This is a genomic window from Pseudophaeobacter sp., from assembly GCF_048267565.1.
Lineage (GTDB): Bacteria > Pseudomonadota > Alphaproteobacteria > Rhodobacterales > Rhodobacteraceae > Pseudophaeobacter > Pseudophaeobacter profundi.
The window spans coordinates 252,504-264,338 of record NZ_JBLWXG010000003.1 but is presented as its reverse complement, the minus strand read 5'-3'; the positions used below and the strand labels follow the sequence as shown (position 1 = coordinate 264,338).

The following is an 11,835-nucleotide window of genomic DNA, read 5'->3' as shown; positions in this document are numbered from 1 at the left end:
ACAACACTGCCCCGGCGGTGATGATTTGCGGCAGCCTCCGCCGTGTTCCAGAATGGTCCCCTCGCCGAGCGTCACTATCGCTGTGTATGAAGAGGGGCTTTGACTAAGGCCGGAGCTGGCCGAAAAACAGAAGGCGGCACAGGCGGCCAGAAAAATGCGCATCTCGTTATCCTTGATAAATATGTAGCGGATGTTCGCGCGATTTAAGGGCTTGTTCAAGCATGGCCACCCGAAACGCGAGCCTTCTGTCAGGCTACCCCTTATCGGTCACGTTTTCCTTGAAGGCGACCTCGAACTTTGCCTGTTTTTCAGGGCTGGCATCAGTCTGGTAGTTGGCTTTCCACTCGTCCATGGTCATGCCGTAGTAGGCCTCGCGGGCTTCTGTCTTGCTCATCTCTATGCCGCGTTCATTGGCGGCTTCCTGATACCAGCGGCTTAGGCAATTGCGACAAAACCCGGTCAGGTTCATCATGTCGATGTTCTGCACATCGGTGCGGTCTTTCATCAGGTGCCTTTGCAGGCGACGAAAAGCGGCGGCCTGAAGTTCGATCTCTGTCTGCGGGTCCATGGTGGGGTCCTCAACTCTGTGCATGCGTCTGCCCCCATTCTAGCAACCCCGATCTGTCGGCACAACGAAGCGTGCCTGGGAAGCGTGCCTGGCGGGCTACATAAGTTTAAGCGCCAGATAGGGCATCAGCGATGTGACAAAGATAAGGATCTTGTAATTGGCCAGATAGGAAAAGTAGCCTCGCTTGACCTCAGCTTCATTCAGCCCCAGCAGGCTGGCGTGCAGGGCTGCCAGCGGATCACGGAAAACCATCAGGATCAAGGTGGTGACCGTCAGAAAACCAAGGTGCAAAACCGTTGTCCAACCAAAGAAGGTGGTCAGAATTTCTGTGAGCGCTGTTCCAGTCATGACGTGCTCCTTTGCAAAAATTGGTGCTCTTGCTCCGTTCAGTCTGGGGGAAACTGCCTGTAGATACAAGGCGGGGCGGGTGTCGTGGATCTGTTACCTGTTGTTGCGAATACCATCACGGCAGTTGCAGCAGAATGGGAATTGGGCGATAAGCCCCACAAAAGCTGTTTGCGGTAACATTTTGTCTGTGTTGCCAGACTATTTTGACAGTGATCATCAAAACCCCTTGAGGAGAAGCCTGATGAAACGCTCGCGCAACGTAAAGATTGTCGCCACTCTGGGTCCCGCATCGGAAACCTATGATACCATTCGGGCCCTGTTCGAGGCGGGCGCCGATGTGTTCCGGCTGAACATGTCCCATGGCACCCAGCCCGAGATTGCAGAAAAACACGCGATCATTCGACAGGTTGAACAGGATCTGGGCCGCTCTATCGGGATCCTGGCTGATTTGCAGGGGCCGAAACTGCGGGTGGGTGTCTTTGCCAATGGCTCGGAGGAGTTGGTGCCAGGGGCTGTTTTCCGCATGGACCTGGATGAAGCCGAGGGCGACCTGACACGGGTCTGCCTGCCGCATCCTGAAATTTTTGCCGCGCTGGAACCCGGCGCGCATCTCTTGGTCAATGATGGTAAGATCCGGCTGAAAGTGCTGTCTTGTGGCACTGATTTTGCCGATTGCGAAGTAATCATCGGCGGCACCATTTCCAACCGCAAGGGCGTGAATGTCCCGGATGTAGAGCTGCCGCTGGCGGCGCTGTCGGAAAAAGACCGGGACGATCTGGAATTTGCCTGCAACCTGGGCGTTGACTGGCTGGCGCTGTCATTTGTGCAGCGCGCCAAGGATGTGTTCGAGGCCAAGGGCCTGGCAGATGGCCGCGCTGCGGTGCTGTCCAAAATCGAAAAACCCTCAGCGATAGAACGCTTTAGCGAAATCCTTGATGCTTCGGACGGGATCATGGTGGCGCGCGGCGATCTTGGGGTTGAACTGCCTGTGGCTGCGGTGCCGCCAATCCAGAAACGCCTGGTGCGCAAATGCCGTGCGGCAGCCAAGCCGGTGATCGTGGCGACGCAGATGCTGGAGAGCATGATTGAAAGCCCGATGCCCACCCGCGCTGAAGTGTCTGATGTGGCCACCGCAATCTATGAGGGCGCGGATGCCATCATGCTGAGCGCGGAGAGCGCGGCGGGCAGCTATCCGATCGAGGCGGTGCAGACCATGGACCGGGTGGCCGTCGAGGTCGAGGCCGACCCAACCTATAGCCAGATCATTTCCGCGTCTCGCTCGGCCAAGGGCGATACCGTTGCCGATGCCATCGTTGCGGCGGCGCGCGAGATCGCCGAGAAAACCGAAATCAAGGCGATCTGCTGCTATACCCAAAGCGGCACCACTGCCCTGCTGACGGCGCGTGAACGTCCAGGTGTCCCGATCATTGCATTGACGCCTTTGGCGCGCACCGCACGACGCCTGGCGCTGAGCTGGGGCTGCTACTGTGTGCTGACCCCGGATCAGTCGCGTTTCAAAGGCGCGGTTGTCGGCGCGGCGCGGGCTGCACGGGCAGGCGGTTTCGCCAATGAGACCGATCAGATCGTGGTGACTGCGGGTGTGCCCTTCAACGTGCCCGGCACCACCAATATCCTGCGGGTTGCGCCCTGTGATGAACGTTTGATTTACAGCACAGACCCAGAGTAGGCTTCACCTTTCGGGGTTTGGTGTTTCGTAGGGGGTGGAATGGATAGTGATCTGGCTTTGATCTTGGGGATCATTCTTGGCGGCCTGTCCATTCCCGCTATTCTTTCAAATCTGAGCGAGAATCGCCCGCCCCGCAGTTCAGCATTCTTGTTGCTGTCAGGGGCGGGCCTTATTGTCTATGCCGTGCTGTCCCATCCCGGTGGCTATCGTATTGAACAGATCCCGGATGTGTTTTTCTCGGTTCTGGGGCGTTTTTTGGGATAATTCGCTTGCCCTTTGCCGGCAGCTTTCGTACATGGCCATCCTGTTCGCGTGGCCGGCCGGAAGTGGCATGCCGAGTCGCGCATAGACCGAACCCGCATTGAAGGAGACGGAAATGCCCAAAATGAAGACGAAGTCGAGCGCCAAAAAGCGCTTCAAGGTGACCGCGACCGGTAAGGTCATGGCTGCTCAGGCCGGCAAACAGCACGGCATGATCAAACGCACCAAGAAATTCATCCGCAACGCCCGCGGTACGGCGGAGCTGTCTGCTCCCGATGCAAAAATCGTCAAGGGCTATATGCCCTACGATCGCTAAGAGGAGTTTGAGACATGTCCCGCGTTAAAGGTGGTACCGTAACCCACGCCCGTCACAAGAAGGTCATCAAGGCAGCCAAAGGTTATTACGGTCGCCGTAAGAACACCTTCAAGGTCGCCCGTCAGGCCGTCGACAAGGCAAATCAATACGCAACCCGTGACCGGAAGCAGCGTAAGCGCAATTTCCGCGCCCTGTGGATCCAGCGTATCAACGCCGCCGTCCGCAGCCATGACGAAGCGCTGACATACAGCCGCTTCATCAATGGTCTGACCCTGGCCGGTATTGAAGTTGACCGTAAGGTTCTGGCCGACCTGGCCGTGCACGAGCCCGAAGCCTTTGGTGCCATCGTGCGCCAGGCCCAGTCTGCACTGGCAGCCTAAGGCTTTCTTGAGCTTCGCAGATCTGAAAGGCCGCTCCTTTGGGGCGGCCTTTTGTTATGGTCGCTGCTCATATGTCCTGTATCTCTGCCTGATGCATCTGCGTGTTGGGTAGGGCCAATCAGCCATAGTCTTCTGGCATCTGGATTGGTCCCAACGCCAGCACTTGCTTTCGCGCGCTCTTGTGGTAGCAGAGCCTAAGCCAAAATTCAGGGGACCGTCATGGACGATCTTAAAGCAAAATACCTCGGGCAGATTGCCGATGCTGCCGATGAAAACGCGCTAGAGACCATTCGGGTCGCCGCCGTCGGCAAAAAAGGCGAAGTTGCACTGAAGATGCGCGAGCTGGGCAAGATGACGCCCGAAGAGCGCCAGGTGGCCGGCCCGGCGCTGAACGCGCTGAAGGATGAGATCAATTCCGCCCTCGCCGCTAAAAAGGTCGGCCTTGCCGATGCGGCGCTGGACGAACGTCTGCGCACCGAATGGCTGGATGTGACCCTGCCGGTCCGCCCCTCGCGTCAGGGCAGTCTGCATCCGATCAGCCAGGCCCAGGAAGAGCTGACCGCAATCTTTGCCGAGCTGGGCTTTTCCGTTGCCGAAGGGCCGCGCATTGATACCGACTGGTATAACTTTGACGCGCTGAATATCCCCGGCCATCACCCCGCACGGGCCGAGATGGACACGTTCTACATGCACCGCGCGACAGGCGACGACCGCCCGCCGCATGTGCTGCGCACCCATACCAGCCCGGTGCAGATCCGTTCGATGGAAAAGATGGGCGCGCCCCTGCGCATCATCTGCCCCGGCGGTGTCTATCGCGCCGACTATGACCAGACCCACACGCCGATGTTCCACCAGGTCGAAGGCCTCGCCCTGGACAAGGATATCTCTATGGCGAACCTCAAGTGGGTGCTGGAGGAATTTGTCAAAAGCTTCTTTGAAGTGGACGATGTCGAGCTGCGCTTCCGCGCGTCACATTTCCCCTTCACCGAACCATCGGCCGAGGTCGATATTCGCTGTTCCTGGGACAATGGCCAGCTGAAGATCGGTGAAGGCGACGACTGGATGGAGATCCTCGGCTCTGGCATGGTGCACCCCAAGGTGATCGCCGCTGGTGGCATCGACCCCGATGTCTATCAGGGCTTTGCCTTTGGCATCGGCATCGACCGTCTGGCGATGCTGAAATACGGCATCCCCGACCTGCGCGCCTTCTTCGATTCCGACCTGCGCTGGCTGCGCCACTACGGTTTCCAATGCCTGGACGTGCCAACGCTGCATGGTGGTTTGAGCCGCTAATATTACTTGTTTCGCGGGGCGTCAGCCCCGCGTCGCGCCCGACCCGCCCCATGGGCGGGCGCGATTGCGTCCACCCCGGTTCGGGCGCTATGCTCTCCTCAAAATTGCACTGCATTGATTTGAGGATTTGAGCGAATGGCTTCTGTTGAAGTGATGACGGCTTGTGAAAATGTCTGCCGGGATTTTGGGTGGGTGGGCGATTTTTCTGATTGGGGACCAACACTGCTGGCAAGCGCAACAGCATTCATCATCGCGTTCTATGCTTATCCTTGGCAAAAGGAGCGTGATCGAAAGCTACAGATAGCGCTGGAGCAACGGGTCGCATACAAAGAAGTGTTTGATTTAATTTACGATTTGCAGAAAGCAGTTTCTCGTATTCGAGCTGGGAACCCTAATGACATGCGTTCGGGCATAGATGAATGCTTCAAGGCTAAGGAAAAGCTGGAGAGAGGAGCCTTGAAGGCTTCAATGCTAATAGATTTGACGATTTTGCACATGTTGTCAGATTTTATCGAGGAGGCACATGAAATGCTCAAGACTCTGGCGATGGATCTTACAGAGCTTTTTGGCGAAGCGGATAGCGTTCCTGCAGCGGAGGTTTCAAAGGTATTGGAGGAACGACAAAAGAAGGCTGCAGAGGGTATGGACGCCATTGTGAATCGGCTCCTGAATGCGATCCGAAAGGGGGCGTTTAACTTACAGGGACAGATCCGTTTTCGTAACCGCCGATTTGAGGGCTCAAGCAGTATATGAGGCACGATCTGGCGCGCTAGTTGGCTTTTACCCCGGCCGATAGGCCGGGCAGCGCCCGACCCTCCCCACGGGAGGGCGCTTTGCACCCACCCAGGGTCAGGCGCTGCCCTTTGCGATGATCTGCAACGCAGTCGCAGGGCCCCGCCCAACGCATTTGCGCCGCAGTCTCCCACTGACGTGCCGGGTAGGGCCAGCAAGACTTGCGCCGGGCGTCAATCTTTGTCATTGCCTATGCCTGTATACGCATGGCTTGCCATAGGACTCTTGACCGATGAAATTCACTCTTTCCTGGCTGAAAGATCACCTCGACACTGACGCATCAGTGGATGAGATCGCTGAAACCCTGACTGACCTTGGCCTTGAGGTCGAAGAGATCAGCAACCCCGGCGATCGGCTCAAGGATTTTACCCTGGGCTATGTGAAACACGCCGAAAAGCACCCGGATGCGGACAAGCTGCGGGTCTGCAAGGTGGACACGGATGAGGGCGAGATGCAGATCATCTGCGGCGCGCCCAACGCCCGCGAAGGCATCACCGTGGTGGTCTGCAAGCCGGGCATGTATATCCCCGGTCTCGACATCACCATTGGCGTCGGCAAGATCCGCGGCGTGGAAAGCTTTGGCATGATGGCGTCCGAGCGCGAGCTGGAGCTGTCGGATGAACATGACGGCATTATCGAACTGCCCTCGGGCGAAGTGGGCGACCGCTTTGTCGACTGGCTGGCGGAAAACCAGCCCGCCAAGGTGGACCCGGTGATCGAGATTGCCATTACCCCCAACCGCCCCGATGCGCTGGGAATCTATGGCATCGCCCGCGATCTGGCCGCGCGCGGTCTTGGCACCTTGAAGACCAAGGATTACGCCCCGGTTGCAGGCAGCTTTGAAAGCCCGATCAAGATCAGCATTGACGAAGACACCCGCGATGGCTGCCCGCTGTTCTCTGGGCGTCTGATCCGGGGCGTCAAGAATGGCCCAAGCCCGCAGTGGCTGCAGGATCGCCTAAAGGCGATTGGTCTGCGGCCGATTTCGGCGCTGGTCGATATCACCAACTTCTTTACCTATGATCAGAACCGCCCGCTGCATGTCTTTGATGCCGCCAAGGTCAGTGGCAATCTGCGGGTGCACCGCGCGGCTGGCGGCGAGATGCTCAAGGCGTTGGACGAGAAGGAATATACCTTCTCGGCCGGACAGATGGTGATCTCGGATGACAAGGCGATAGAAAGCATCGGTGGTATCATGGGCGGCGAAGAGACCGGCTGCACCGACGAGACCGTGGATGTCTTTGTCGAGAGCGCCTTTTGGGATCACGTACAGATTGCGCTCACCGGTCGTGCGCTCAAGATCAATTCGGACGCGCGCTATCGGTTTGAACGCGGTGTCGACCCTGAATTCACCATTCAGGGGCTGCATATGGCAACCCAGATGATCCTGGATCTTTGCGGTGGCGAAGCCTCTGATGTGGTGATCGCGGGCGACGCGCCCGACCACAGCCGCGCCTATAAGCTGGATGCAGAGCGGGTGCAGTCGCTGGTTGGTATGGAAATCCCCGAAAGCGACCAGCGTCAGACCCTGACCCGCCTTGGCTTCCGTCTGGAAGGCAACATGGCCCATGTGCCCAGCTGGCGCCCTGATGTGCAGGGAGAAGCCGACCTGGTGGAAGAGGTGGCGCGCATTGCCTCGCTGACCAAACTGCAGGGCAAACCCTTGCCCCGTATCACCGATGGCATTCCAAAGGCGGTGATGACACCGCAGCAGCGCCGCCAGCAGATGGCGCGGCGCACGGCTGCCAGCCTCGGCTATAACGAAGTGGTCAGCTATACCTTCATCGACCAGCCCTCGGCGGCCCTGTTTGGCGGCGGTGATGACGCGACCATGCTGGCCAATCCGATCTCGTCCGAGATGTCGCATATGCGCCCTGCCTTGCTGCCAGGCCTGTTGCAGGCGGCGGCGCGCAATCAGGCGCGTGGCTTTATGGATCTGGCCCTGTTCGAGGTTGGTCCGGCCTTTCATGGTGGTGAACCGGGCGAGCAGCATAACCTGATTTCGGGCATCCTGGTGGGGCGTACCGGTCCCAAGGATGTGCATGGCAGCGCCCGCGCGGTGGATACCTTTGATGCCAAGGCCGATATCGAAGCCATTCTTGCGGCCATCGGTGCCCCGGCCAAAGTGCAGATCCTGCGCGGCGCGCAGAGCTGGTGGCACCCTGGGCGTCATGGCAAGATTTGCCTTGGCCCGAAAAAAGTGCTGGGTATCTTTGGTGAATTGCACCCCAAGGTGATCGCCGAGATGGGCGTCAAAGGACCAGTCGTTGCCTTTAGCATCTGGCCCGATGAGGTGCCGTTGCCACGCAAAAGCGGCACCACCCGCGCCGCGCTGGCGCAAAGCGACCTGCAGGCGGTTGAACGCGATTTCGCCTTTGTGGTGGATGCCGAGGTCGAGGCGCTGACACTGGTCAATGCGGCCTCTGGTGCCGATAAGGCGCTGATCTCCGAGGTGCGCATCTTTGATGAATTCATCGGCGGCGCCCTGGGCGAGGGTAAAAAGAGCCTCGCCGTGACCGTGCGCCTGCAGCCCAGTGACAAGACGCTGAAGGAAAAGGACATCGAGGCGGTGAGCGAGAAGATCATTGCCAAGGTGACCAAGGCCACTGGCGGCACTCTGCGGGGCTAGAGCGTGTCGCTCGAAAGTGGTTTCCGGTTTCGAGTTATTTGACATGCGAAATCAATAGACGAGAGCCTGTCGCCTGAATGTGAATGATTGCGACAGGCTCTCCTGCCGGTTTGGCGATACCAGATCCAATGCAGTAAAGCGTGCCCTTCGGGGCGCGTTTTATTTTGCCGCAAAGAATTCGGCCAGCAGATCATAGACCAGGCGTATGCGCCGACTGCTGTGCAGCTCACGGTGGGTTGTCAGCCAGACCGGAAAACGGATGGGGGGCTGATCCGTCAACAGCCGTTCGACGCCGCTGGAGTGTTCGACAACATCATCTGCCATGGCTCCGATGCCAAAGCCCTGCCGGACCAGCTCCCAGGCTGCGAGCCCGCTGTTGGATCCGATGCGAAAATTATCGTGTGTCAGGTGAATGCCAAGCGGCGCAAGAAATTCGATAGAACGCTGGATATCTCCGAAATTTACAAATTCATGAGAAGACAGAGCAGCGAGTGAGCCGGGATGCCCCCGGCGAGCCAGGTAACTGGGCGCGGCGTAAAAATGCGCCGTGGCCTCTTGGACCAGACGTGTGATCAGCTCTGGTTGGTCGGGGCGCACATGGCGAATGGCAATATCAGCCTCGCGCCGCATCAAGTCACGGATGTCATTGGCGGCCACGATATCAATGGTCAGGCGTGGGGCCTGTTGCCGTAGCGTCTGCAACACAGGTGGCAACACGAAGGCCGACATCATGTCGCTGGCGGTGATGCGGATTGTGCCTTCGATGGACTGGGCCTGCGCACTGGCGGCAAGGCTGAGCCCATCGGCACCGTCTGACATCTTGCGCCCATGTGGTAAAAGCTCACGCCCGGCATCTGTCAAGGCAAGGCTGCGCCCAAGGCGTTCAAACAGCATGACCCCCAGATCGGCCTCCAGCGCAGAGACCTGTCGGGACAGCGTTGGCTGGGTCAGGCCAAGTTGGCGCGCCGCCGCAGACAGCGAGCCGGTTTCAGCAGTGGCGAGAAAGGCGCGGATATGGGTCCAGTCAGGTTTGTTCATGCAAATATGTATAAGTTATCCCCGAATTTTGGCAATTTATATGTGGTTTCCGTATGGATAAGCTGTGGCCAAATCAGGAGAGACAGAATGAAAACCGACGCGCCGTTCTGGGATAAAATTGCCGCCAAATATGCTGAAGACCCCATCCGTGATGAGGCGGCCTATCGGCAGGCGCTGGCGCGGACCTGCAGCTATCTGAAACCTGATGATCGGGTTTTGGAATTGGGCTGCGGCACGGGCTCGACAGCAATTGAACTGGCGAGCCAAGTGGCCGAGATTACCGTTTCGGATCTGTCACAGGGCATGCTTGCCATTGCGCGGGACCGGGCAGCCGCCGCCGGGGTCGGCAATATCCATTTTCATCAGGGCAGCGTTGCGCAGGCCCCAGAGGGCACATTTGATGTGGTCTTGGCACATAACCTTTTACACCTGCTGCCAGATTTGCAGGCCGCATTGGCGCTGGTCTCTGCGCGCCTGCCAAAGGGCGCTTTGTTCATATCCAAGACACCCTGCCTGGGGGAGACGCGAGGCAGTGCCAAATATTGGTTGTTCAAGGCCATGATCCCGGTGATGCGCTTTCTTGGCAAAGCGCCAACCAGTCCGGTGCATTTTTTCGATATCACCTCGCTTGAAGCCGTGATCAAGGCCGCCGGGTTTGAACTGGTCGAGACCGGCAATTACCCGGTTTCAACGCCGGGGCGCTATATCGTGGCGCGTCGTCTTTGATTTGTGCTCTGGTGTGGTCGGGCGATCCGACATAGGTCTGGGACAAACCAACTGGAGCAGGAGCGCAACATGACACTGAATGTATATCTATCCGGTGAGATCCACACTGATTGGCGTGAACAGATCATCGACGGCGCCAAGGGGCTGGATGTGACCTTTCAAAGCCCTGTGACTGATCACGGGGCCAGCGACGATTGCGGCGTGGCGATCCTGGGCGCCGAGGACAGCAAATTCTGGCATGACCATAAGGGCGCCAAGCTGAATGCGATCCGCACCCGTAAAGGCCTGGAAGAGGCCGATGTGGTGGTGGTGCGCTTTGGTGAAAAATACAAACAGTGGAACGCCGCCTTTGATGCCGGCTATGCGGCGGCGCTGGGGAAATCCATCATCGTGCTTAGCCAGCCAGACCATCAGCATGCCTTGAAAGAAGTCCATGCTGCGGCCCTTGCCGTAGCGGAAGAGCCGCGCCAGGTGGTTGAGATCCTGACCTATGTCCTGGACGGCAGCCTGCCAAACTAATGGGGCTGCAATGATGGAGGTTGCGATGAAGGTGCCAATTCTGGAAACCGAACGCTTGGTCCTGCGGCCACATGCCAGCGCGGATTTTGCCGATCTGGCGGCGCTATGGGCCGATCCCGAGGTGGTGAAATACATCGGGGGCAGCCCCTGCACGCAAGAGATGTCCTGGGCGCGATTGCTGCGCTACATTGGCCATTGGCAGGCCCTGGGCTTTGGCTATTGGGCGATCTGTGATCGCAGTGATGGCCGTTTTCTGGGCGAAGCCGGATTTGCCATCTATCACCGCGAGGTGACGCCAGCCCTGCCTGTGGTGCCCGAGGCAGGATGGCTGCTGTCCCCTGTCGCGCAGGGGCGTGGGCTGGCACGTGAAGCCCTGGCCTGCCTTCACCAATGGGCGGATGAAAACAAGGATTGGGACCAAGCCATTGCGATCATTGATCCGGATCACAAGGCCTCGCTGCGGCTGGCTTCGGGCTTGGGCTATCAGCCAACGGGGATGGCCCGGTATCAGGGCGCGGAGATGCAGGTTTTGACACGCCCTGGACCGACTGCCACATCTGTCTGAAGGCATAGCCCCCAGATATGTCACAAAGATCTGCACCTAGGGTGGCGGTTTTGGTTTTGTGAAAACTTATCTTTAACGGCCAACCTCTAGGTTGCTTGGCAGATATCTCTCTTTCAGTCATTTAGGGGCTTCGCCTGTGGGGCTCTTGTGGAAAATACCTATGCAGAACCGTCGCAGCGCGCTCAAAGACATTACGCCCAAAGTCGAGGACAGGGGGCTGTTCAAAAAAGACCTGGGCCAGTTCCGGGTGGCCCTGGTGCCTCATATCAAGCGCAGCAGCCGGGGCGATCTGGTGATCCGTGGCTATCTCAATGGGACCGCCGAAGTCTTTGTCATCTTTGCCGGGCGTCGCACAAAAGAGGCCTTGGGGATCGAAAGCCGCCTGAAGACCATGTATGCACGCCTGAACCATGCGGCGGCAAAATCTGGCACCGAGCCACCGCAGATCAACAGTGTTCGCCTGGGCATTCGTGTGGAAGGATCTTGGCGGCCCCGGTTCCAAAGGGATACCTCTGGCTGGGAACACCGCAGCTATCAACTGCTGGCCGCGCGCTGGGCCTATGCCGATTTAGATGGGATGACAAACTTGGGCGGGCGGTCGCCCTTTACCTGACCGGGGGTGTGTGACCGCGCGGACAGATGCAAGATCCGCTGCTCTGTCCACCAGGTCGTAATACAGAACACCCCGCCATTGGCGGGGTGTTGGGGCGCAT

14 protein-coding genes are annotated in these 11,835 nt (G+C 58.5%); 11 read left to right on the top strand and 3 right to left on the bottom strand.

Annotated elements, in window-relative coordinates; genetic code table 11:
- Positions 1-253: 253 nt before the first annotated feature.
- Both ACN0VH_RS09845 and ACN0VH_RS09840 read right to left on the bottom strand, forming a co-directional pair.
- Positions 254-568, bottom strand: coding sequence for a DUF1244 domain-containing protein (locus ACN0VH_RS09845; RefSeq protein ID WP_278922858.1), 315 nt, complete (start codon positions 566-568; stop codon positions 254-256).
- 96 nt (positions 569-664) lie between these two features.
- Positions 665-916: a DUF6868 family protein gene (locus ACN0VH_RS09840; RefSeq protein ID WP_278922859.1), complete on the bottom strand. Its 252-nt coding sequence runs from the start codon at positions 914-916 to the stop codon at positions 665-667.
- Between the two features lie 241 nt (positions 917-1,157).
- On the opposite strand from ACN0VH_RS09840, the gene pyk reads away from it, so the two are divergent.
- The 7 genes from pyk (at position 1,158) to pheT (ending at position 8,274) form a co-directional block, all read left to right on the top strand.
- Positions 1,158-2,603: a pyruvate kinase gene (pyk, locus tag ACN0VH_RS09835; protein WP_278922860.1), complete on the top strand. Its 1,446-nt coding sequence runs from the start codon at positions 1,158-1,160 to the stop codon at positions 2,601-2,603.
- Between the two features lie 39 nt (positions 2,604-2,642).
- Positions 2,643-2,867: a hypothetical protein gene (locus ACN0VH_RS09830; RefSeq protein WP_278922861.1), complete on the top strand. Its 225-nt coding sequence runs from the start codon at positions 2,643-2,645 to the stop codon at positions 2,865-2,867.
- Positions 2,868-2,979: 112 nt separating this feature from the next.
- Complete coding sequence (rpmI, locus tag ACN0VH_RS09825) at positions 2,980-3,180, top strand: 50S ribosomal protein L35 (protein WP_083098539.1); 201 nt, start codon at positions 2,980-2,982, stop codon at positions 3,178-3,180.
- A gap of 14 nt (positions 3,181-3,194) precedes the next feature.
- Positions 3,195-3,560, top strand: a complete 366-nt coding sequence (rplT, locus tag ACN0VH_RS09820) for a 50S ribosomal protein L20 (protein ID WP_232402929.1) — start codon at positions 3,195-3,197, stop codon at positions 3,558-3,560.
- 219 nt (positions 3,561-3,779) lie between these two features.
- Positions 3,780-4,853, top strand: coding sequence for a phenylalanine--tRNA ligase subunit alpha (gene pheS / locus ACN0VH_RS09815; protein ID WP_278922862.1), 1,074 nt, complete (start codon positions 3,780-3,782; stop codon positions 4,851-4,853).
- A 135-nt stretch (positions 4,854-4,988) separates the two neighbouring features.
- Complete coding sequence (locus ACN0VH_RS09810; RefSeq protein ID WP_417700519.1) at positions 4,989-5,606, top strand: hypothetical protein; 618 nt, start codon at positions 4,989-4,991, stop codon at positions 5,604-5,606.
- Positions 5,607-5,877: 271 nt separating this feature from the next.
- Positions 5,878-8,274 carry a phenylalanine--tRNA ligase subunit beta gene (gene pheT / locus ACN0VH_RS09805; RefSeq protein WP_417700518.1) on the top strand — a complete coding sequence of 799 codons (2,397 nt, stop codon included), beginning with the start codon at positions 5,878-5,880 and terminating at the stop codon, positions 8,272-8,274.
- 159 nt (positions 8,275-8,433) lie between these two features.
- Here pheT and ACN0VH_RS09800 read toward each other — a convergent pair whose 3' ends face one another.
- Positions 8,434-9,312, bottom strand: a complete 879-nt coding sequence (locus tag ACN0VH_RS09800) for a LysR family transcriptional regulator (protein ID WP_278922865.1) — start codon at positions 9,310-9,312, stop codon at positions 8,434-8,436.
- 87 nt (positions 9,313-9,399) lie between these two features.
- Here ACN0VH_RS09800 and ACN0VH_RS09795 point away from each other — a divergent pair, with 87 nt between their 5' ends.
- The 4 genes from ACN0VH_RS09795 (at position 9,400) to ACN0VH_RS09780 (ending at position 11,735) form a co-directional block, all read left to right on the top strand.
- On the top strand, positions 9,400-10,038 hold the full coding sequence (locus ACN0VH_RS09795) for a class I SAM-dependent methyltransferase (RefSeq protein WP_417700517.1): 639 nt from the start codon (positions 9,400-9,402) through the stop codon (positions 10,036-10,038).
- 69 nt (positions 10,039-10,107) lie between these two features.
- Positions 10,108-10,557 (top strand): YtoQ family protein, encoded by a 450-nt coding sequence (locus ACN0VH_RS09790; protein WP_278922867.1) that lies wholly within the window; start codon positions 10,108-10,110, stop codon positions 10,555-10,557.
- 25 nt (positions 10,558-10,582) lie between these two features.
- Positions 10,583-11,122 carry a GNAT family N-acetyltransferase gene (locus ACN0VH_RS09785; RefSeq protein ID WP_278922868.1) on the top strand — a complete coding sequence of 180 codons (540 nt, stop codon included), beginning with the start codon at positions 10,583-10,585 and terminating at the stop codon, positions 11,120-11,122.
- Between the two features lie 160 nt (positions 11,123-11,282).
- Positions 11,283-11,735 carry a hypothetical protein gene (locus ACN0VH_RS09780; RefSeq protein ID WP_278922869.1) on the top strand — a complete coding sequence of 151 codons (453 nt, stop codon included), beginning with the start codon at positions 11,283-11,285 and terminating at the stop codon, positions 11,733-11,735.
- The last annotated feature ends 100 nt before the right edge of the window (positions 11,736-11,835 follow it).